This window comes from Pseudomonas sp. MF6755 (assembly GCF_016405635.1).
Lineage (GTDB): Bacteria > Pseudomonadota > Gammaproteobacteria > Pseudomonadales > Pseudomonadaceae > Aquipseudomonas > Aquipseudomonas haemolytica.
Genome location: NZ_JAEKDA010000010.1, coordinates 159,048 through 180,172, shown reverse-complemented (window position 1 = coordinate 180,172; position 21,125 = coordinate 159,048). Strand labels below are relative to the sequence as shown.

21 protein-coding genes are annotated in these 21,125 nt (G+C 61.8%); 11 read left to right on the top strand and 10 right to left on the bottom strand.

Annotation, left to right across the window (positions count from 1 at the left end; translation table 11 throughout):
* Positions 1–2: 2 nt before the first annotated feature.
* Entirely contained in the window at positions 3–899 is an 897-nt protein-coding gene (yedA, locus tag JFT66_RS15475; protein WP_034117769.1) for a drug/metabolite exporter YedA, read from the bottom strand.
* Between the two features lie 160 nt (positions 900–1,059).
* On the opposite strand from yedA, the gene JFT66_RS15470 reads away from it, so the two are divergent.
* From JFT66_RS15470 to JFT66_RS15460, 3 genes are read left to right on the top strand one after another with little or no spacing between them, the layout of a single operon-like run.
* Positions 1,060–1,521 carry an Lrp/AsnC family transcriptional regulator gene (locus JFT66_RS15470; protein WP_034117768.1) on the top strand — a complete coding sequence of 154 codons (462 nt, stop codon included), beginning with the start codon at positions 1,060–1,062 and terminating at the stop codon, positions 1,519–1,521.
* Positions 1,511–2,218 carry a cyclase family protein gene (locus JFT66_RS15465; protein ID WP_233097106.1) on the top strand — a complete coding sequence of 236 codons (708 nt, stop codon included), beginning with the start codon at positions 1,511–1,513 and terminating at the stop codon, positions 2,216–2,218. Before JFT66_RS15470 ends, JFT66_RS15465 begins: the two co-directional genes overlap by 11 nt.
* A 1-nt stretch (position 2,219) precedes the next feature.
* Positions 2,220–2,462, top strand: a complete 243-nt coding sequence (locus JFT66_RS15460; RefSeq protein ID WP_198859602.1) for a DUF3077 domain-containing protein — start codon at positions 2,220–2,222, stop codon at positions 2,460–2,462.
* A 130-nt stretch (positions 2,463–2,592) separates the two neighbouring features.
* Here the strand turns inward: JFT66_RS15460 and JFT66_RS15455 are convergent, their stop codons facing one another.
* The 3 genes from JFT66_RS15455 to JFT66_RS15445 all read right to left on the bottom strand — a co-directional run bounded on the left by JFT66_RS15455 (position 2,593) and on the right by JFT66_RS15445 (position 4,601).
* Positions 2,593–3,204 (bottom strand): 3'-5' exonuclease, encoded by a 612-nt coding sequence (locus JFT66_RS15455; RefSeq protein WP_034117766.1) that lies wholly within the window; start codon positions 3,202–3,204, stop codon positions 2,593–2,595.
* 42 nt (positions 3,205–3,246) lie between these two features.
* On the bottom strand, positions 3,247–3,723 hold the full coding sequence (locus JFT66_RS15450; RefSeq protein WP_034117765.1) for a LabA-like NYN domain-containing protein: 477 nt from the start codon (positions 3,721–3,723) through the stop codon (positions 3,247–3,249).
* A 128-nt stretch (positions 3,724–3,851) separates the two neighbouring features.
* On the bottom strand, positions 3,852–4,601 hold the full coding sequence (locus JFT66_RS15445) for a DUF2076 domain-containing protein (RefSeq protein WP_198859567.1): 750 nt from the start codon (positions 4,599–4,601) through the stop codon (positions 3,852–3,854).
* A gap of 182 nt (positions 4,602–4,783) precedes the next feature.
* On the opposite strand from JFT66_RS15445, the gene JFT66_RS15440 reads away from it, so the two are divergent.
* Complete coding sequence (locus JFT66_RS15440; RefSeq protein ID WP_034117927.1) at positions 4,784–5,443, top strand: YciC family protein; 660 nt, start codon at positions 4,784–4,786, stop codon at positions 5,441–5,443.
* A 41-nt stretch (positions 5,444–5,484) separates the two neighbouring features.
* On the top strand, positions 5,485–6,573 hold the full coding sequence (locus JFT66_RS15435) for an endonuclease/exonuclease/phosphatase family protein (RefSeq protein WP_198859566.1): 1,089 nt from the start codon (positions 5,485–5,487) through the stop codon (positions 6,571–6,573).
* Between the two features lie 124 nt (positions 6,574–6,697).
* Here the strand turns inward: JFT66_RS15435 and hrpB are convergent, their stop codons facing one another.
* Positions 6,698–9,205: an ATP-dependent helicase HrpB gene (gene hrpB / locus JFT66_RS15430; protein ID WP_198859565.1), complete on the bottom strand. Its 2,508-nt coding sequence runs from the start codon at positions 9,203–9,205 to the stop codon at positions 6,698–6,700.
* A 160-nt stretch (positions 9,206–9,365) separates the two neighbouring features.
* On the opposite strand from hrpB, the gene JFT66_RS15425 reads away from it, so the two are divergent.
* The gene (locus JFT66_RS15425) at positions 9,366–9,785 is read left to right on the top strand and encodes a polyribonucleotide nucleotidyltransferase (protein WP_198859564.1); all 420 of its coding nucleotides are present in this window, start codon (positions 9,366–9,368) and stop codon (positions 9,783–9,785) included.
* Positions 9,786–9,794: 9 nt separating this feature from the next.
* Positions 9,795–10,688 carry a cation diffusion facilitator family transporter gene (locus JFT66_RS15420; RefSeq protein ID WP_153839448.1) on the top strand — a complete coding sequence of 298 codons (894 nt, stop codon included), beginning with the start codon at positions 9,795–9,797 and terminating at the stop codon, positions 10,686–10,688.
* On the opposite strand, the gene JFT66_RS15415 is transcribed toward JFT66_RS15420, so the two are convergent.
* Positions 10,685–11,641: a DUF6515 family protein gene (locus JFT66_RS15415; protein WP_198859563.1), complete on the bottom strand. Its 957-nt coding sequence runs from the start codon at positions 11,639–11,641 to the stop codon at positions 10,685–10,687. The genes JFT66_RS15420 and JFT66_RS15415 overlap by 4 nt on opposite strands.
* 428 nt (positions 11,642–12,069) lie before the next feature.
* Between JFT66_RS15415 and JFT66_RS15410 the strand changes: the two genes are divergently transcribed.
* On the top strand, positions 12,070–12,549 hold the full coding sequence (locus JFT66_RS15410) for an Lrp/AsnC family transcriptional regulator (RefSeq protein WP_003194418.1): 480 nt from the start codon (positions 12,070–12,072) through the stop codon (positions 12,547–12,549).
* Between the two features lie 136 nt (positions 12,550–12,685).
* Entirely contained in the window at positions 12,686–12,895 is a 210-nt protein-coding gene (locus tag JFT66_RS15405; protein ID WP_025999909.1) for a DUF2788 domain-containing protein, read from the top strand.
* Here the strand turns inward: JFT66_RS15405 and JFT66_RS15400 are convergent.
* The 4 genes from JFT66_RS15400 to JFT66_RS15385 form a co-directional block, all read right to left on the bottom strand.
* A complete protein-coding gene (locus tag JFT66_RS15400; RefSeq protein ID WP_153872580.1) occupies positions 12,890–13,525 on the bottom strand; it encodes a pseudouridine synthase in 636 nt (211 codons plus the stop codon). The genes JFT66_RS15405 and JFT66_RS15400 overlap by 6 nt on opposite strands.
* A 72-nt stretch (positions 13,526–13,597) precedes the next feature.
* Positions 13,598–15,070, bottom strand: coding sequence for an AMP nucleosidase (amn, locus tag JFT66_RS15395; protein WP_153872579.1), 1,473 nt, complete (start codon positions 15,068–15,070; stop codon positions 13,598–13,600).
* A 184-nt stretch (positions 15,071–15,254) separates the two neighbouring features.
* On the bottom strand, positions 15,255–16,907 hold the full coding sequence (locus JFT66_RS15390) for an acyl-CoA dehydrogenase family protein (protein WP_198859562.1): 1,653 nt from the start codon (positions 16,905–16,907) through the stop codon (positions 15,255–15,257).
* A gap of 68 nt (positions 16,908–16,975) precedes the next feature.
* A complete protein-coding gene (locus tag JFT66_RS15385) occupies positions 16,976–19,375 on the bottom strand; it encodes a hybrid sensor histidine kinase/response regulator (RefSeq protein ID WP_198859561.1) in 2,400 nt (799 codons plus the stop codon).
* A 275-nt stretch (positions 19,376–19,650) separates the two neighbouring features.
* Between JFT66_RS15385 and JFT66_RS15380 the strand changes: the two genes are divergently transcribed.
* Positions 19,651–20,448, top strand: coding sequence for a hydroxymethylpyrimidine/phosphomethylpyrimidine kinase (locus tag JFT66_RS15380; protein WP_198859560.1), 798 nt, complete (start codon positions 19,651–19,653; stop codon positions 20,446–20,448).
* 45 nt (positions 20,449–20,493) lie between these two features.
* Positions 20,494–21,123 carry a thiamine phosphate synthase gene (gene thiE, locus JFT66_RS15375; protein ID WP_034117753.1) on the top strand — a complete coding sequence of 210 codons (630 nt, stop codon included), beginning with the start codon at positions 20,494–20,496 and terminating at the stop codon, positions 21,121–21,123.
* Positions 21,124–21,125 lie beyond the last annotated feature (2 nt).

Below are 21,125 nucleotides of genomic sequence, written 5' to 3'. Positions count from 1 at the left end.
GTTTACCTTATTTCCGGTTTTGGCTTACGCCACTGTGGCAGGCTGATCAACAGCACGGCGCTGATGATCACCAGCATCGCCAAGGCTTCTTCCAGGCCAATGGTCTCACCGACGAACACAATCCCCAGCAACACCGCCACTGCCGGGTTTACATAGGCGTAGCTGGTCGCCGCGGCCGGGCGTACATGCTTGAGCAGGTACATATAGGCGTTGAAGGCAATTATCGAGCCGAACACCGTCAGGTAAGCCAGGGCCAGCCAGCCTTCCAACGGCGGCATGGCCTGCAGGTGCTCGCCGGACAGCGCGCTGACGATCAACAACGCCACACCGGCCACGAGCATTTCCGCGGCACTGGCCATGGCGCCCTGGGGCAGCGGCAAATGCCGGCTCCACACCGAGCCGAAGGCCCAGGAGGCCGCTGCAACCAATAGCAAAACCGCACCCAGTGGGCTCGATTGCAAAGTATTGCCCATATTGAGCATGGCAATGCCGATGATCCCCAGGATCACCCCGGCCCATTCCAGCCGCGTATTACGTGCGCCCCAGAAAAAGCCACACAACAGGGTGAACAACGGCACGGTCGCCACGGCCAGCGCCGCTACGCCGGACGACACGCCCATATGCTCCGCCACGCTGACGCCGCCATTGCCCACGGTCAGCAACAAAATGCCGATCATCCCGGCCGCCTTCCATTGCGGCCACGTCGGCGCCGGCACCCCGCGCCACCTGAGGAAGGCATACATCAACACCCCCGCGGTGCAAAATCGAATCCCCGCCAGCAACAGCGGTGGCCAATACTCCACGCCGATGCGAATCACCAGGTAAGTGGAACCCCAGATCACATACAACGCAAAAAAGGCGGCGATCAACGGTAAGGGAAAGCGACGTGGGCCAGGCATTGGGCGGCTCTATGGCAGGAGATGGGAGCCTTATTCTAGAAAGGCAGGTGCATAAACATAAGTTACAAAACCTGTTTAAACCGCCCATACACTTTTCAAATCACGGTTATGAAGGCTATAACCCGTGCTTTCGAAAGCCACGCGCAACCGGAGCCTTACCATGGACAAATACGACCGCATGCTCCTCAGCGCCCTGCTCGAAGACGGCCGCGCGTCCTACGCGCAATTGGCCCGCACGGTAAACCTCTCCGCGCCCGCCGTGGCCGAACGCGTGGCCAAACTGGAGGCCAGCGGTGTGATCACCGGGTACCAGGCCAAAGTGGATTTATCCAAAGTCGGTTTGCCGATCCAGTGCGTGATTGAACTGCGGCTGACCAATCACGGCAGCCAGAAGGTTTACGATGCCCTGGCGCAAATTCCCGAACTGACCGAATGCCACCGGGTCACGGGCGACCCTTGCGTGATCATGCAAGCGGCAGTGGGCACCATGCCGCAGCTGGAAGACCTGATTAATCGGGTGGCGAAGTTCGGGTTCAGCAAAACCTCGATTATTTTGTCCAGCGCCATAGAGCGGCGGGTGCCGTTGGGGCAGTTGGAGGGGAATGGCAAACATGGCGGTTAAACAGCTGCAATTTCAGCAGGTCATCAGTCTCAGCCACCCGATCAACCCGCGTATCCCGCTGTGGCCGGGCGATCCACCCGTGGAATTCGAAGAGGTTGCGTCGTTAGAGCAAGACGGCTATTTCCTGCGTCGCTTCAGTATGGGCGAACACAGCGCGACCCATATGAATGCGCCGAACAGCTTTTATGCCAATGGAATGGGGATTGATGGTTACCCGGCAGAAGCGCTGGTGCGGCCTGCGGTGGTGATCGATGTGCGCGGTAAAACCCTGGGCAACCCGGATTACGAAATCAGCCCGCAGGACATTCACGTCTGGGAATACCAGCACGGCCTTATCGAATCGGGTTCGGTGGTGTTGGTGTATACCGGCTGGCAACACTTCTGGAACGATCCGGCGGCATTTTTCGGGCAAGACGCACAAGGCTCCCACTTTCCCGGCATTGGCGAGGCGGCCATCAGCTTTTTGCTGGAGCATCGCCAAGTTGCCGGGGTGGGTATTGATACCCACGGCGTGGACTTTGGGCAAAGCAGCACTTTTGCGATCAATCACGCAGTGCTGGCTGAAAACGGGATTGTGCTGGAGTGCCTGACCCACCTCGACCGCCTGCCGGCCACCGGCGCAACCCTGGTCATCGGCGTGTTGGCGCTCGAGGGTGGCTCGGGGTCACCCGCTGCCGTGATGGCATTTATTCCCTGACATCACTACCGCCCACACCGACGCCATCGACTACTACCTCAAAGCATCCGCCCCGGATGCGCCCACCTTTATCCTAAATGACAACCTGAGCTTCGAAGATGCCCTGGCCCATGCGGCGGATTTGTTGCATTGCGCGGTGGGCAGTGCGCACTCGTCGGGGGCGACCATAGATGTGCAGCAGCGGGCGGTGATGCATTTGGTGGAGATGGCGAAAGTGTGCGCAGCCTCGATAAGCACCGTTTGACTAAATGTGGGAGGGGGCTTGCTCCCGATTGCAGTGTGTCAGTCAGCTTGGCTGTATCTGACCCACCGCTATCGGGAGCAAGCCCCCTCCCACATTTGGCGTTTCATTGGTCTTGAAAATGCACTCCGGGTCAGAACCCGCGATGCTTTTTCAGATGCTCATTGATTTTGGCCGCTGGCACTTTCTGCAAGGTGCACAGCAGCTCATGGGACAGTTCGCGCAAGCCATGGGTACGTCGCAGTTCCTGGGCCAGGTGCGCGGTCAGGTTGGCGGCCATTTCCGCATCGGCCATGGCCCGGTGAGCCTGGCCGGTATGGGGCAGTTGGGCGTAGGTGTTGAGGGTGCCAAGCTTGTGGTTGGGCGCGGTCGGCATCAGGCGCCGGGCCAGTAGCAGGGAGCAGGCGAACTTTTGCAGGCGGGTGCGGCGGATCAGGCCGAGCTCAAAGTCCCAGAACTTCTGGTCGAACGCAGCGTTGTGCGCCATCAGCGGTGTGGTGCCGACGAATTCGTTGACTTCATTCATCACCCGCTCGGCCGGTGGCGCGCTGCGCAGCATGGCGTTGCTGATGCCGGTGAGTTGCTCGATAAAGCCCGGCACTCTGACGCCCGCATTCATCAGGCTCTGGTAGCGGTCCACGATCTGGCCACGTTCGAGGATGACCACCGCGATTTCAGTGGCCCGGCAGTGGCTGCTCGGGGTGATGCCGGTGGTTTCAAAGTCGATGACCGCTATACGTTCCAAACCTGTTCCTACTCCGTCTGACAATTTATTGAGCCGCAGCGCTTATTTGAGCAGCAGCGCGCCTTCGATCGGCACGTAGCGGCTGGCGGCGCGGATCAATGAGTTGGCCGTCAGCCCCGGTACGCCGTACGCCACGGCTTCGACGCCATGCTTGTGGATGATGCGGTCGAGCAGCATGTCGAAATCGCCGTCACCGGAAGCCAGTACGATTTCGTCGACGTGGTCGGCGGCGTCCATGATGTCGATGGTGATGCCCACGTCCCAGTCACCCTTGGCCGAGCCGTCGCTGCGCTGGATATACGGCTTGAGTTTTACCGTAAAGCCCAGGTTGCGCAGGATCTGCTGGAATTGCTGCTGCTTGCTGTCGCCGCGGTCAATGGCATACGCGTACGCCTCGACGATCTGCCCGCGGGCGCTGATGTCAGCCCACAGGGCGGCGTAGTTGAAGTGGCAGCCATAGGCTTGGCGCACGGTGTAATAGAGGTTTTGTACATCGGCGAACACTGCAATTTTCTTCACCGCACTTCCTCATGGCTGCCGCTTGGACCCCGGACGCGAAGGTCCGCAAAGGCGCCAGTATGCCAGCCATGGGGAGGTTTCCGCGAAAAATCAGCCCGGGGCGACGAAGCGCCCCGGTTGTGTGTGGGTCAGACGAAGGAGTCGTCGTCGCCGAAGGAGGAGGAATCGTCGTTGTCGGCGAAGCTGTCGGAGTTGTCGCTGCCCCAGTTGTCATTGCCGGCAAACGTCTGGTCATTGTTGCCCCAGTCGCCGTTGTCACTGGCAGGCGCCGGCTCTTCGCGGATGATTTCTTCCACGACTTGCGGCTGTTGCGAGTTGTGGTTGAACAGGCTGCTGATGCCTTCTGCCAGCATCACACCACCGGCCACGCCAGCGGCGGTTTTCAGCGCGCCACCGAGGAAGCCGCTACCCATGGGCGCTGCGGGTGGTTGCTGGTAGTTCTGTTGTGGCGCCGCGTAGTTCTGCTGCTGCGGCGCAGGCTGGCCGAACGAAGGCCGCGCCGGTTCACGCCAGCCGCCACCAGACGACGCCGGAGCGCTCTGCTGCGGTTGCGGGTCACGGGAACCACCGCCGAAGATGCTCGACAGAAAGCCACCGCTGCTCGGCGCCGATTGCGCTGTTTGAGCGCGGGCCTGTTGCAACTCATCCTGCAATTGCTGGATCTGCTGCGCCTGCTGCTTGTTCTGCGCGTCGAGACTCTTGATCGCGTGTTCTTGCACCAGGATCGACTGGGTCATGTAGTACCCAGCGGCCGGTTGGCGAGTCATGTGCTCCTTGATCCGCGCTTCGGCCTGGGCGTCGCGTGGGGCTGAGTCCGTTTCGGCTTGCTGCAACCGTGTAAACAGTCCATCGATCAGGGTTTGCTCTTCGCTGTTCATGGCGACCTCGTTAGATTGCCGATAAAAAATTCTGGTCCCGCCTGTGATCAAGTCGGGGGCTTTCCAGTTATGGGGATGTTACGAGGTGTTTCAATGGTCTTTACTCAAGGTTTACGTTTGCGCCGCTTGGACCCTGATCGGTTAAAGTGTTGCCCTCTGCTCCCAGGCCTGTGATGAACCTGATGAATCCGTTAGACGTTTTGCGCGACTCCTTCCGTTTTACCCAGCACAACCTGGGCGCCATCGTCCAGCTGTGCCTGCCATTGGTAATCCTCGAAGCCCTGCTGCAACAGGTACTGGACCACACGCTGGGCCCGGATGCGTTCCCCGGCTACAGCGTGATCGTGGGTTTATTGGTGTACCCGCTGTACACCGGCGCCCTGATCCTGTTTCTCGACGCCCGCACCCGCGGCGAGTCGCCCCGTATCAAGGATGTGTGGGCGATGGCCTTGAGCCTGTGGCCCCGCTTTGCCCTGCTGACGGCCATGAGCACGTTGCTGATATTGCTGGGCCTGTCGCTGTATTTCCTGCCGGGCTTGTGGCTGATGGTGGTGTTGGCGTTTGCCGAATACCTGCTGGTGCTGCGCGGCATGCCGGCCTTGGAGGCGATGAAGGAAAGTTTTCGCCTGACCCGCGGGCACTTCTGGCGAATCCTGGTGTGCCTGCTGTGCGTGATGACGCCGCTGTGGCTGCTCAAGGGCGCCAGCGTGGCGGCCTATCCTGAGCCTGCGCCGTTGCTGGGGCTGCTGATGGACAGCGCCCACAGCTTCCTGCAACTGTTCACCAGCGTGGTGCTGTTCCGTTTATTCATGCTGATCGGTGGCGACGCCGACGTGCGGTGATATGCTCCGTGCCTCTTCTGACACGCAAATAAGCCGAGCCGATGACCCGTTTATTGCGCATCACCCTGTTGAGCCTGTTGATCATCGCCGGCCTGCTGGCGGCGCTGATCTACAGCCTGACCTGGCGCCCTGCCGACAAAGAGACCTTGCCCGTCAGCTGCGGGGCACCTCGCGCCCCGACCTTGTTGCCGGGGCAGGCGCTCAAGGTGATGACCTGGAATGTGCAATACCTGGCCGGCAAGAACTACGTATTCTGGTACGACACCACCGACGGCAGCGGCCCGGACGACCGTCCCACAGTGGAAGACATGGCCGCCAGCCTGGATGAAGTGGCCCGGGTGATCCGCGACGAACAACCCGACATTCTGCTGTTGCAGGAGCTCGACGAAGGCGCCAAGCCGTCCCACTACCAGGACCAGCTTGCCCTGTTGCAGGAACGCCTGGTCGACCTCTACCCGTGCAGCACCCAGGCGTTCGACTGGAAAGCCGACTTTATCCCCAACCTGCATATCTTCGGCAGCGTCGGCCGCAAGCTCGCCACCCTCAGCCGCTACCAGATCGAACACGCCGAACGCCTGCAACTGCCGGCCCCCGAAGCCAACTTCATCAGCCGGCAATTCCAACCCAAGCCGGCGTTGCTACTGACGTACCTGCCCTTGAGCGATGGCGGCCAACTGGCGGTGCTCAATACCCGTTTGGATGGCGGCGCGCCCGGCCGCTCGGCGGCGCAACAACAGGTGCAGGCCACGGTGAAGCTGTTGGATAAGTTCGAAGGCCGTGGCACGCCCTGGTTGATCGGCGGGGATTTCAACTTGCTGCCACTGGGGCAATTCCTGCGCCTGGACGCGGGCAAGCGCGGGCAGTACTCGCCGGACAGTGAGTTGCATCTGCTGTGGGATAAGTACCCTATGATCCCGAGAAACAGCGAATCCAGTGGGATCGATCGTGAGAAATGGCTGACGCATTTTCCCAACGACCCTAGCCTTGATGGCCCGGATCGCACCCTGGATTACCTGTTCTACAGCCCGCGCATCAAGCGGGTGGAGGCCAAGGTGAGGCAGGAAGACACCTTGCGTATCTCCAACCATTTACCGGTGATCGCCCGGTTCCTGCTGCCGGCTGCGCAATAACCAGTACCACGAAACCCATGTGGGAGGGGGCTTGCTCCCGATAGCGGCCGGCCAGCTACAGATAAGTTGACTGGCCCACTGCTATCGGGAGCAAGCCCCCTCCCACATTTGAACGGTATCGTGGCTATTTACGCGGTTTGATCCTGGCCGTCGCTTCGGCCACCAACGGATCATCCGGCCAGTAATGCTTCGGATACCGCCCCTTGAGATCCTTCTTCACCTCGGCATAGGTACTGCGCCAGAAGTTCGCCAAGTCTTGCGTCACCTGCACCGGCCGCCGCGCCGGGGATAGCAGGTGCAACTTCACCGCCAGGCGCCCACCGGCAATGCGCGGGGTGTCCGCCAGCCCGAACAGCTCCTGCAAGCGCACCGCGAGGATCGGCGGCTGTTCGCTGTAGTCCAGGCGCACCGACGAGCCCGACGGCACTTTCACATGCTGGGGCGCGAGTTCATCCAGGCGCTGGGGCAGTGGCCAGGGCAGCAGGTTGTGCAGGAAGCTGGAAATATCCAGGTTGGCGAAATGGCTCAGGCGCGAGACTTTGCCCAGGTACGGCATCAGCCAGTGTTCCAGGCTGGCGAGCAGGGCTTTGTCGCTGATATCGGGCCACTCGCTGGTTTTGCCGGCATCCAGTTGGCGCAGCAGCATCACACGGGCCTGCCATTGGCGCAGTTCCGGGGTCCAGGGCAGCAGCTCCAGGCCTTTGCGGCGCACCAGGTTGACCAGCGCCTGGCTGCGGGCGGATTCGTCGAGGCCGGTCAAGGGTTCACGACTGAGCACCAGCTCACCGACCTTGCGCTGGCGTTCGGCACGCAATACGCCTTCGCGTTCATCCCAATCGAGTTGGTCGACGTTGCGCACTTGCTCGGCAAGCACCGTGTCGAACAGCGCCGGATCAAAATCCGCCGCCAGGTAGATGCGCTCTTCGCGCTGGCCCTGGCGGCTGCCCAGGTCAGCGATCACCAGCCAGGCTTGCTTCATCAGGCTGTCGGCCTCGGCGAACAACGCAGCACGGCCGTTGGCCAGGCGATATTCGGCGCCACCGGGGCGACGTTGCTGGGCGACGCGATCCGGGTACGCCAGCGCCAACAAGGCGCCGAGCCAGCGCGGGTGGTCAGGATTCTCCACCGGCTGGGTCGCTTTGCCACGCAAGTAGCCGCGGTATTGCCGAGCCAGTTGCCTGGCGCGCTGCACGCCACCTTGGCCGCCGCGCGCACGCTCTTCGCCGGACATCAGCGCCAGGCGGCTGTGCAAATCCGCACCACCACCGCGCAAGATATCGCGTTCGCCCAACAGCGCCGCCACGTCACAGGCCATGGCAGCCAGCCCGAAGTCCTGCCCGCGCAACAGCAGATGGGCGATACGCGGGTGGGCCGGCAACTCGGCCATTTTCTGGCCATGGGCGGTGAGGGTTTCTTCGTTCAAGGCGCCGAGGCGTTGCAGCAGCTCCTGGGCCTGGGCATACGCGGCAGTGGGCGGCACATCCAGCCACACCAACTGGCTGGGCGTCACTCCCCAACGTGCCAGCTGCAAGGCCAGGCCGGCCAGGTCGGCGGCGAGGATTTCCGCACTGCCATAGGCGGCCAGGCCGTCATGCTGGTCTTCGGACCACAACCGATAACACACCCCCGGCTCCAACCGCCCTGCCCGACCGGCACGCTGGGTAGCACTGGCGCGGGAGATGCGCTGGGTGTCGAGGCGGGTCATGCCGCTGCCCGGGTCGAAACGCGGCACCCGCGCCAGCCCGGCATCGATGACAACGCGCACGCCGTTGATGGTCAGGCTGGTCTCGGCGATGTTGGTGGCCAGCACCACTTTGCGCTTGCCGGCCGGCGCCGGGTCGATGGCGGCGCGTTGGGCGTTGAGGTCCAGCTCGCCATGCAGCGGGCATAACAACACATCGGGGCGATCCCCCAGGGCGTCGGCCAGTTGCTGGTTGACCCGGCGAATCTCTGCCTGCCCCGGCAAAAACACCAGCACGCTGCCGGTCTCGTCATGCACGGCTTCGAGAATAGTCTGCACCACCCGCGGCTCGATAAATTCCCCGGCCTGGTACGGCCGCCCCCAGCGCATCTGCACCGGGAACATGCGCCCTTCGCTGCGCAGAATCGGCGCGTCGTCCAGCAGGCTGGCGAGGCGCTCGCCTTCGAGGGTGGCGGACATCAGCAGGATTTTCAGCGGCTGCTCGTCGCGAAACAGCTCGCGGCCGTTGAGGCTCAGGGCCAGCGCCAGGTCGGCATCGAGGCTGCGCTCGTGGAATTCGTCGAAGATCAACAGGCCCACGCCCTCCAGCGCGGGGTCGTCTTGCAGGCGACGGGTGAGGATGCCTTCGGTGACCACTTCGATACGCGTGTTGGGGCCGACTTTGCTGTCGAGGCGGATGCGGTAGCCAACGGTCTCACCGACCTTTTCACCCAGCTCGCTGGCCAGTCGCTCTGCGGCAGCACGCGCAGCCAGGCGCCGGGGTTCGAGCATCAGGATGGTTTGCCCGGCGAGCCAGGCTTCATTCAATAAGGCCAAGGGTACACGGGTGGTTTTACCGGCGCCGGGCGGCGCTTCCAGCACAGCTTCATGGCGATGGGCCAAGGCGTCACGCAGGGCGGGTAAAACATCATCGATCGGCAACGAATTCATACTGGCTCCAAAGCAGAGCGGCGAGTATAACGGCGAACTGCATAATCCCATTGGGAACAGAGTCAGATGTGGGAGCGGGCAAGCCCGCTCCCACATTTGGACATCATCGCCTTGTAGACTCGCTTATAGTCACCCTTAAATAGTGTTCAGGAGACTTTTCATGCCTATCGCTTCCCGTGTCATCGGCGGTGTCCTCGCCGTCACCCTGCTGAGCCAACTCACCGCCTGCGGGTCGATTTTCTACCCCGACCGCCGTGGTCAGATCGACGGCAAGATCGACCCGGCCATCGCCGTGCTCGATGCCGTCGGCTTGCTGTTCTACGTGATCCCCGGCCTGATCGCGTTCGGCGTCGACTTCGCCACCGGTGCGATTTACTTCGAACCGGGCAAGACCGCCCAGGTCGCCCCGGAGAAACTTCACGAAGCCATCGGTGCCGACGGCAAGGTCGACAATGCCAAGCTGCAAAGCATCATCCAGAAGGAAACCGGTCGCGCCCTGCCGCTGGATGACCCACGCCTGATCCAGTTCAAGGGCAGCGTGCAACAACTGGCGGCCCTGGGCCTGCAGCCAGCCGCTTAAGGACTGCTCATGACCAGCAGCCCCGAACACGCCAGGCTCCTGCGCCTGGCCACCCGCGCCTCGGTGGGCGTGGCCTGTGTGCTGATTGTCACCAAGGCCATTGCCTGGTGGCTCAGCGGCTCGGTGAGCATGCTCGCCGGGTTGACCGACTCGCTGCTCGATGGCGTGACCTCGCTGTTGAACCTGCTGGCGGTGCACTACGCCCTGCGCCCGGCCGATGACGATCACCGTTATGGGCACGGCAAGGCGGAATCGCTGGCAGGTATGGCGCAAGCGTTGTTTATCGGCGGCAGTGCGGTGCTGATTGCGCTCCAGGCGTTTGAGCGGCTCAAACATCCGGAGCCCGTGGGCGCGCCGTGGCTGAGCATTGGCGTGATTATTTTATCCCTGGCGCTGACCGTGGCCCTGCTGATGTTGCAACACCGCGTGGTGCGGGAGACCGGCTCGAACGCGGTACGCGCTGACTCGCTGCACTACCGCTCGGACTTGCTGCTCAATGGCAGCATCCTGATTGCGCTGGTGCTGGCAGGCTTTGGCTTTCATCAGGTCGATGCCTGGTTTGGCCTGGGCATCGCCGCCTACATTCTGTGGAGCGCGATCCAGATCGCCCGGGAAAGCTTCGCGGTGTTGATGGATGAAGAGTTGCCGCCGGATGTCAGCCAGCACATGCTGGAACTGGCCCGTGGCGTACCTGGGGTGCTGGGCGCCCATGACTTGCGCACACGCATTTCCGGCAGCCACTGGTTTGTGCAGTTGCACTTGGAGTTGCCGGGGGAATTGACCTTGTCGGTGGCCCACGGCATCAGCGACCAGGCCGCCGACGCCATTCACCAGGCTTACCCGCGCGCCGAAGTGCTGGTGCATGCCGACCCGCGGGAAGTGGTCACCGGCAACAAGACCTAGTACTGCACCTGATACCCACGACTGCCCAGGCAGTTGCCCTGGGCCTGGCGGTAGGTTTGCACTACCGCCGGGTCAGGGGCGTAGGTGACCGTGCGCGGGTCAAAGCCACTTTGCTGCACCGCCCAGCGATAACAGTCATAACCGTCCTGCTGCACCTGGGCTTGGGATTGGCCATTGGCAGGATAAGCCACTACGTCATAGCCATTGCCTTGAGGCGCCGGCTGGGGTGATGGCACCTGCGTCGGCGGTTGTACCACTACGTATTGCTGGGTGCTTTGCTCATAGGCGTAGTAGGCGCCAGCAGCGAGGAACAACAGCGAACCACCGACCCACACTTCCCGTGCGTAGTCCGGCAGGTAATGCACGCGGATGCCATACGGCGGCGTCACTACCACGTAGCGGGGGCCTTGAGGGCGATACCAATAGCCGCCGGAGAAAAAGTAGTCCTGGCCACGGTACGGCACGCGGTAATTACGATCGGGGAAGCGATCCACCACATAGCCGGGACGATGCTGCGGACCGGGGCCCCAGCCGTTGCCGTGCCCGTCCGAGCGGCCTGGCCAGCGGTTATCACCGGGACGATCATTATCCGGACGCGAACCGGGGCCACCAGCCTCCCAATGCCGATTGTCATCGTTACGTCGAGGGATATCACGGTAGTAACCCTGGCGCGGCTCCTGGGTCTGACGCACGGTATCGGGTCGGCTCTGGATAGGTAGATTATTGGAGGGTTGCGGTGCCGGTCGTCCTGGCTCATTACTTTGAGGACGACCTTGCCATTGGCCACCCTCGTGCTGACCACCGCGATCACCATGCGGGTTTTGTGGGCGTGGCTGATTGTTTTCAGACCGTTGCCCCTGGCCCGGTGAGTTATCGCGCTCGTCTGCCATTACCTGCGTGCCGACGCTGACCACCAGCAAACCAACACCTGCCATACGCCAGATGCGCTTCATGCTATTCCTCACTGCGGATTAGGGCCTACACATGAGACTGGAAAAGCCTCACCCGGTTCTCGAGCAGGTTATCAGTCGCGGGCACTATTTTCTCAAGGCAAAAGACGCACGCAAAGAAAAGGGGCGACCCGTCGGCCACCCCTTGAGAACTTCGTCCATGCTCAACGCTTTTGACGTTGGCTCACCTCACGCCGTCTTGTGGACAGTGTGCAGCCTGGAGGCCGGCTCAACCCTGCTGGGGCGGCGGCCGCAGCGGGCCTGATTGGGCGCGCTGCTGTGGACTGTTGTCCAGGCGGTGATTCTGTTGGTAATCATAGGCGTGCCGGCCAGGCAGATGATTGCGAAGATTGCGTCAATAAACAGTGCTTGCGCAATTTTTAACCCTTCATGGATAATTCGCCGCAATAGTTACGACAAAGGCCAACCCAATGAGCAAGCTTGACCGATACGACCTGAGTATTCTGGCGGAATTGCAGCGCGACGCGAGGATCTCCAATCAGGAGCTGGCCGAGCGTATCGGCCTGTCGCCTTCGCCCTGCTCACGCCGGGTCAAGCAGTTGGAGGACGACGGCTACATTGCGCGCCAGGTTGCCTTGCTGGATCGCAAGATGCTTGGCCTGAGCCTTACTGCCTATGTGCTGATCGGCATGGACCGACACACCCCGGAGCGCTTTGAGAATTTTGAAGCGGCCATTCGCACCCTGCCGCAAGTGTTGGAGTGCAGCCTGGTGACGGGTATGGATGCGGACTATCAGTTGAAGGTGGTGGTGCCGGATATGGACCACTACCAGAAATTGCTGCTGGGGCATCTGACCCGCATTGAAGGCGTGACCAGCGTGCGCTCCAGCTTTGTGCTGAACCAGGTATTGAACAGCACCGAACTGCCCCTGACCCACCTGCGCACTTAAGACCGGTGAAGGTCAAATGTGGGAGGGGGCAAGCCCCCTCCCACATTTGGATTGTGCTTCGACTCAGGTCAATGTTGCGTCGGTAACGCTGCCGTATACTGCTCGCTTGTCTTGCTGGAAGAGCCCCATGAACAACATCGACCCCGCCCTGTTTGAAGAATGGATGATGACCGGCCTGGTCACTATCCTGATTATTTTCATGGGCTTTATCGTCTGGGACCTGGCGAAGAAATCCAAGGCCGGGCGCTTTGGTTCGTTCATCCTGTTTTTCGTGCTGGGCCTGGGCGTGGCCGCGTTCATCATCAAGAGCGTGGTGATCGGCCTGATCGAGTCCGGCGCCTTATAAACGCGCCGGCACTGCCTTCCATTGGCCTTGATCCAGGCCGTCGATCGACCAGTCACCAATACGCACGCGCACCAGGCGCAGTGTCGGCAGACCCACTGCCGCGGTCATGCGCCGTACCTGGCGGTTACGCCCTTCGCGAATCACCAGTTCCAGCCAGTGGGTCGGCACGCTTTTGCGGAAGCGTACCGGCGGGTTGCGCGGCCATAAGTCGGGCTCATCCAGTTGCCGAGCTTCAGCGGGCAAGGTCATGCCGTCATTGAGCTCCACCCCCTCACGCAGGCGTTGCAGCTGTTCTTCCGTCGGCTTACCTTCTACCTGCACCCAGTAGGTTTTCGCCAGCTTGTGCTTGGGGTCGGCAATGCGCGCCTGTAGCTGGCCATCATTGGTCAGCAGCAGCAGGCCCTCGCTGTCACGGTCCAGGCGCCCCGCCGGGTAGATGCCGGGTATGTCGATAAAGTCCTTGAGGGTCGCGCGCCCGCCTTCGTCGCTGAACTGGGTCAGCACATCGAACGGTTTATTGAACAGGATCAACTTCGGCTCGGCCGGTGGTGCCTTGGCGACACGACGCGCAGCGGAATGTGGAGGTTTCACGCCAGGGCGACGTGAATCAGGACGGGTAGGACGGGACATGGCAAAAGGAACATCTAACGGTCAGGACCGACAATGCTAGTGGCCTGACCGCTAAATGACCATCCCAACCGCTTAGCGGAACGGTGGCTCGTCGAAGCTGCGCAGTTTTCGCGAGTGCAGCGAGTTGAGTTCAGTGCGTAACAGGTCGACCGCCTCGATGCCGATCTTCAAGTGCTGGCTGACCGCACGCTCATAGAACGCGTTGGCCGAACCCGGCAGCTTGATCTCGCTGTGCAACGGTTTGTCGGATACGCATAACAAAGTGCCGTAGGGCACGCGCAGACGGTACCCCTGGGCGGCGATGGTGCCGCTTTCCATGTCCACGGCCACGGCACGGGACAGGTTGATCAACGGACGTTCCTGGGCCCAGCGCAGTTCCCAGTTACGGTCGTCGTAGGTCAGCACGGTGCCGGTGCGCAGGCGCTTTTTAAGCTCTTCGCCTTTCTCGCCTGTGACATTCGCCGCTGCCTGCTGAAGTGCCAACTGCACCTCGGCCAAGGCCGGGATCGGAATGTTCGGCGGTACCACGCGGTCGAGAATCCCGTCACGGCGCATATAGGCGTGAGCCAGCACGTAGTCACCGATGGTCTGGGATTGGCGCAGGCCGCCACAGTGGCCGATCATCAGCCAGCAATGCGGGCGCAGTACGGCCAGGTGGTCGGTGATGTTCTTGGCGTTGGATGGGCCGACGCCGATATTCACCAGGGTCACGCCGTGGCCATCGGTGGCTTGCAGGTGATACGCCGGCATCTGGTAACGGTGCCAGACCACACCTGCGGCAATCGCCGAGGCTTCGCCGTGGTCCATGCTCTTGTCGATCACCACGTTGCCTGGCAATACCATGCGGATAAAACGCGGGTCGCTGCGCAGTTGCTCCAGGCCATGCACGATGAACTGGTCAACATAGCGGTGGTAGTTGGTCAGCAGGATCCACGGCTGCACATGGCGCCAGTCGCTGCCGGTGTAGTGCACCAGGCGGCGCAGGGAAAAGTCCACGCGGGCCGCATCGAACAGCGCCAGGGGCAGCGGGTCGGTGTTTTCCCAATCGTAGAGGCCATCGGCAATGCCATCGGTGGCGGCGGACAGGTCGGTACTGGGGAAGACACGGGCCAGGGTCGCGGCGGTTACGCCGGAGCCAGCCAGTTCGTCGCCCTGCTCCACCACGTAGGGGTATGGGATGTTCTGCTGGCTGACGCCCACTTCCACCGTCACGGTGAAGTCGTGCATCAACGGCACCAGTTGCTCGAGCAGGTACTTACGGAACGCGGCCGGATGAGTCACGGTGACGCTGTAGGTGCCCGGCAGTTGCACCTTGGCATACGCCCGGGTGGTCTGTGGGACTTCACCGTGGCAGTGGTAGGTCAGGCGCAGTTCCGGGTAGCGAAACAGTGCGCGTTGCTCAGCGTCGGGCTCGACGCGGTCCTTGAGGTATTGCTTGAGGGCTTGATTGAGTGCGCCGGTAGCACGCTCATGCAGGGCCGCCAGCCGGTCCACGGCTTCTTCGGCGGTTTGAACGACAACAAAAGCTTCGGTCACGGTAAGCATCCTGTGTTCTGACTTGCAGGCCTTTATCTTGCCTGTATCCCGGCCTCACCGAAACAACAGGATTGGAATGCACCTTAAAATGTGGGAGGGGGCTTGCTCCCGATAGCGGTGTGCCAGTCACTGAATCCTTGGCTGACACACTGCTATCGGGAGCAAGCCCCCTCCCACAGTTGACCGTGTTTATTCAGCGAGATGGCGGGGTTGAGCGCGCGACTATGGCTTCTACATCCACCCCACGCGGCAAAGTGCCATACACCCGACCGGACGATTCACCCAACCGGCTGGCGATAAACCCATCACTGACCGCCGCATTCCCCGCTTCCAGTAACAACTTGGCCTGCAATGCCACGGCGATATCCTCGGTCAGTTGCCGTGCCCGGTACTGAATATCCTGGGTGTCCATAAACGCCGACTTCAATTGTTCGATATGCCGCGCCAACTGCTTGTCGCCGTGCCCATCGCCCAGCTCGACAAACAGCGTCTCCAGCACGCCCGGTTCTTTCGACAGCGCGCGCAGCACGTCCAGGCATTGCACGTTACCGGAACCTTCCCACGTCGAGTTCACCGGCGCCTCACGGTAAAGGCGCGGCAGGATGCTGTCCTCCACATACCCGGCACCGCCCATGCATTCGGCAGCTTCGTTGATCATCGCGGGTGCACGCTTGCAGATCCAATACTTGCCCACCGCCGTGACCAGCCGGGCGAACTTGGCCTCCTGTTCATCGTCAAGATGATCCAGGGCGCGGCCCATACGCAGGCTCAAGGCCAGGGCCGCTTCGCTTTCCAGGGCCAGGTCGGCCAAGACATTTTGCATCAGAGGCTGTTCGTTGAGCACGCGGCCACCGACCAAGCGGTGGGCGCAGTGATGGCTGGCCTGGGTCAGCGCCTGGCGCATCAAGGCGCTGGAGCCGACCATGCAATCGAAACGGGTCATGGCGACCATTTCGATAATGGTCGGTACACCGCGGCCCTCTTCGCCGACCATCCAGGCCAGGGCGCCGCGAAACTCCACTTCGCTGGAGGCGTTGGAGCAGTTGCCGAGTTTGTTCTTCAAACGCTGGATATAGAACTCGTTGCGCGTGTCATCCGGGCGGTGCCGGGGCAGCAGGAAACAGGTCAGGCCCTTGTCGGTCTGGGCCAGGGTCAGGAACCCATCGCACATCGGCGCCGAGCAGAACCACTTGTGGCCCACCAGTTCATAGGCCTGGCCGGGGCCGCCCGCGCCAACGGGATAAGCGCGGGTGGTGTTGGCACGCACGTCGGTGCCGCCCTGCTTCTCGGTCATGGCCATGCCAATGGTGGCGCCGGCCTTGTGGGCGATGCCGACATTGCGTGGGTCATATTGGGTATTGAGGATTTTCGGCAGCCACAGGTCCGCCAGGTCCGGTTGCAAGCGCAGGGCCGGGACGCAGGCGAAGGTCATGGTCAGCGGGCAACCGGTGCCGGCTTCGGCCTGGCTGTGCAGGTAGGTCATCGCCGCACGCGCCACATGGGCACCGGACTGCGAATGAGCCCACGGCAGCGATGGCAAGCCATGCTCGACGGCGGTGCGCATCAGCTCGTGATAGGCCGGGTGAAACTCCACCAGGTCGATGCGATGGCCATAACGATCATGGCTGCTGAACACTGGCTTGTTCTGGTTCGCCAGGAACCCGGCTTCCATCAGTGGCCCACCCGCCAGCGCGCCGTAGGCATCAATACGCGATTCGGCCCAGCCAGCGCCGAAGCGACGCGACCACTCTTGCAGGGGCAGATCGATGCGATACAGGTTGGTGCCGTCCAGGGACGGTGGCTGGTTGGTGACGTCGTGGGTTTCGGCAAACGCGTGCAGGTTCATGACGGGCCTCCTGAAAAAAGGCCGCGTGAAATGATGGCCTGAAACTCAGTTAAGCACCGTCCCCGGCCTTAAAAAAGTGGCATACCCGCCGAATGTTCGGCGCTTTCACCCTCTGCTGAGCACAGCACACGGCGTTCCAGCACTGCCTGCAAAGCGTCGAAACGCACAGGCTTGGCCAGGCGGTCGGTCATGCCGATGCCATGGCAGCGTTCGCGTTCCGGCCCATTGGGTGAGGTGCTCAGGGCGATAACCGGTAACTCACCACACCCAGGCAAAGCGCGAATCTGACAGCACAACGAGAAACCGCCTTCAGGCACATCCAGCAGCACGGCATCGAAGCTATTTCCTTGCAACTGGGCCAGTGCCGCCGGGCCGTTATCCACGGCTTTGACCCGGTAACCGAGTTTGAGCAGCATGCCACGCACGGCCAACTGGCCGACGCTGTTTTCGTCCACCAGCAGCACCGTGCAATCCTGGGGCGCACGTTGCGCCTGAAGCGCCTGCCCGCCAGCCTTGAGCTCCGATGGCACTGGCCTGACGTCTACTTCCAGCTGGAAGCGGCTGCCTTTGCGCGGCTCCGAATGATGGGTCAGGCGCCCGCCCAACAATTCGATCAACTGCCGGCAAATCGCCAGGCCAATGCCCAGGCCTCCGTACTCACGGGTCATCGATCCATCGAGTTGGAAAAAGCGTTGATACAGCGTGGCCTCGTCGAGAAAGGCGAAGCCGATACCGGTGTCGGTGACAATAAAGCTCAGGTGTAATGCGCCCTCCCCTTGGGGCACACCGACCACTCGCATGCGTACTACACCGACGTGGGTAAATTTGAACGCATTGTCCAGCAGGCAATCCAGACACTGGAGCAGTTTTTCGGCATCGCCGATCACTCGGTCCGGCAGCTCATCCGCAACGTCGATGGAAAATTCCAGGCCTTTGCTTTGGGCGCTGGGGGCGAACTGCTGCCGCAAGGTATCAAGCGTGCCACGCAGGCTGAACACTTGGGGCTGGGCCACCAGACGCCCGGCCTGCAGTTCGGTCAGGGTGAGGATACCGTTGACCATGCGCATCATGTCCCGTGCCGAACCGGCGGCGGTTTGCTGATACTGCGCCAGGTCATTGCCCAGAGGCACGGTCTGCATCAGCTCCAAAGAGCCAATCACACCGTTCATCGGCGTCCGCAATTCGTGAGTCAGCGTAGCAAGAAACTCGTCCTTGAGGCGATTACTGCGGGCCAATTGCTGGTTGAGCGCTTCGAGCTTCTGGCTGGCGTCGAAGAGAATCTGCGCCTGCTGCTCGCGCATGCCGTTGATGCGATCAGCCAAGGCAAGTGACAGCAGCGCCACCTCGACGGCCGAGCCAATTTGGCTGGCATACATGGTTAGGAACACGTTCGGCAGGTAACCCAGCACCATCAGGGTATTGACGACGCCTCCGAGCAGGAACGCCGTCCAGGCGAAGATGAAATAGCGCGCCATGCGTTGCCCGCAGTACCAGGCCTTGATCGCGGCGACGAAGATGGTCACGGTGAATACCAGCGCCAGCCCGGTGGCCAGGCGCAGGGCCACCGCGTAGCTGGTCAGCAGCGCCAGCGCCATCACCACCCCACCGCAGGCCGCCAGCGCCAGCAGGACCCGGTCGAGCCAGCGACTGTGCTGCGCGGTATGCAGGAAGCTGCGAGCGAACAGGCTGCCGAACAAGGCTGCAGACCCGATCAGGAACGGCACCGCCGCATTCGCCCACCACGGGTTGGTCGGCCAGAAGTACTCCACCGCGACCCCATTGACCGATAGCTGGTACAAGCCGAACGATGCGATATAGAGGATGTAATACAGGTAGCTGGTGTCGCGCACGCTCAGGTAAATGAACAGGTTGTAGATCAACATGCCCAACAACACACCGTAAATAGCCCCAAGCACATACAGGCGCAGCGGCTGTTCTTCCAGGTACGCAGTGCCCGCCCACAGCGTCAATGGGGCCTGGATCGAACCTTGGCTTTGCAAACGCAGGAACACCGTTTGTTGCTGGTCAGGTACGAAGTTGAGCTTGAACAGGTAGTTGCTCTGGCGCACTTCCCGGCTGGAAAAAGGCAATGCGCTGCCCGTGCGGGCGGTCAGCCGGTAAGTACCGGTGCCGTCGTTCTGGTACAGGTCCAGACGATTGAGCGGCGGGTAAGCCAGTTCAAGGAACCAGGTACGCGGTGCACGGGGATCTTTGGCGGTGTAATGCAGGTTGACCTTGAGCCAGAACACCGAGCGTGAATAGCCGGCATTGAGGGTGGCTTTATCATGGGTTTTGAATTGGGCGGCGTAGGCGGGGGAACTGACATCAGCGATGGTGAGGGCGTCGGTGGGATCTTCGAGCACTTGCATGACCTGGCCCAGCGGCAGGCTTCGCGTGTCCTGGTTGAACTCGACGGCGCTGGCGAGCATCGGCAGCCCGCACAATATAAAGATCAGCAAATAGCGCATAGAGCCCCAGCGTGGCCTGTCCGGTTATGTCAAAAGCCCCCATTCCTTTTGAGAAGACGTACACCGGCGATACAGTAAGTTGTTTGAATGCACTTTAGCATAGCCAGTAAAGGCCATAGGACACTACTGAAATAATTTTTCGAAAGGCTCTAGATCAACGCTTTCAGCGAATTTCCAACAGGCTTCATCCGGCAGAAAAACAGCGTAACCAGGCGCACACTTCAACCATCGCCAGACGGCCACGCAAAAAGCGTTTGGTGGTAAGCTCGCGCACCATGAATATCTACAGCTCTCGCCCCGTTGTCCTCTGTCTCTCCGGCCACGATCCCAGTGGTGGCGCCGGCTTGCAGGCAGATATCGAAGCCCTGCTCGCTCAGGGCTGCCATGCCGCTACGGCCGTCACCGCCCTGACCGTGCAGAACACCGTCAATGTCAGTGATTTCCGCGTGCTTGACCGCGAGTGGGTAATGGCCCAGGCCAATGCCGTGCTCGGCGACTCCGAGGTCGCGGCGGTCAAGCTGGGCATGCTCGGTTCTACCGCGATGGTCGACACCGTGGTCGAACTGCTGCAGGCGCACCCGCACTTGCCGGTGGTCTGTGACCCGGTGCTGCGCGCCGGCGGCGGCGGTAGCCTGGGCAAGGACGAAGTCGGCTACGCGATGCGTGAGCGCTTGCTGCCGCTGTCGTTGATCGCCACGCCCAACCTGCCTGAAGCGCGCATCCTGGCCGAACTGCCTGACGGCACGGCGGACGAATGTGCCGAGAAGCTGCTGCCGTACATCAAGCACCTGCTGATTACGGGTGGCCATGGTGACGAGCACGAAGTGCACAACCGCCTGTACAGCCGCGACGGCACGCGCCGCACCTTTACCTGCCAGCGCTTGCCCGGGAGTTATCACGGTTCGGGCTGCACCTTGGCCAGTGCACTGGCCGGGCGCATCGCACAGGGCGAGGGCTTGGCCAGCGCCGTGCAATCGGCTCTCAACTACACTTGGCGCACCCTGCGTGACGCTGAACAACTCGGCCAGGGCCAGTTTGTGCCGCGCCGGCTGCCGTTGGATTTCTGCTCGTAATACCCTGCTCGTACATCCTGCTCGTAACATCAAGGGACCTGCCCGATGAAACTACGTGGCCTTTACGCCATCACCGACAGCCAACTCCTGGCCGGCAAATTCCTCGCCTACGTCGAGGCGGCGCTGGACGGTGGCGTGACCCTGTTGCAGTACCGTGACAAAAGCAGCGACGAAGCACGCCGCCTGCGTGAAGCGGAGAAACTGCACGAATTATGTTCACGCTATAAGACCCAGTTGATCATCAACGACGACGCTGAACTGGCCGCGCGCCTGGGCGTGGGCGTACACCTGGGCCAGACCGACGGCCCACTGACCCCGGCCCGCTCATTGCTGGGTCGTCATGCGATCATCGGCTCGACCTGCCACGACCAGATCGAACTGGCCGAACAGGCCGCCAAGGAAGGCGCCAGCTATGTTGCCTTCGGCCGCTTCTTCAATTCCACGACCAAACCCGGCGCACCCGCCGCCACCGTTGAAATGCTGGCCCAGGCCCGCACGCGCTTGCAGCTGCCGATCTGCGTGATCGGCGGTATCACCCTGGACAACGCCGAACCGTTGGTAGCCCACGGGGCCGACCTGCTGGCGGTGGTACACGGCCTGTTCGGCGCCGAGACCACCCAGGAAGTCACGCGCCGCGCCCGCGCCTTCAACGACCTTCTTAAATATTCAGTTTAGAG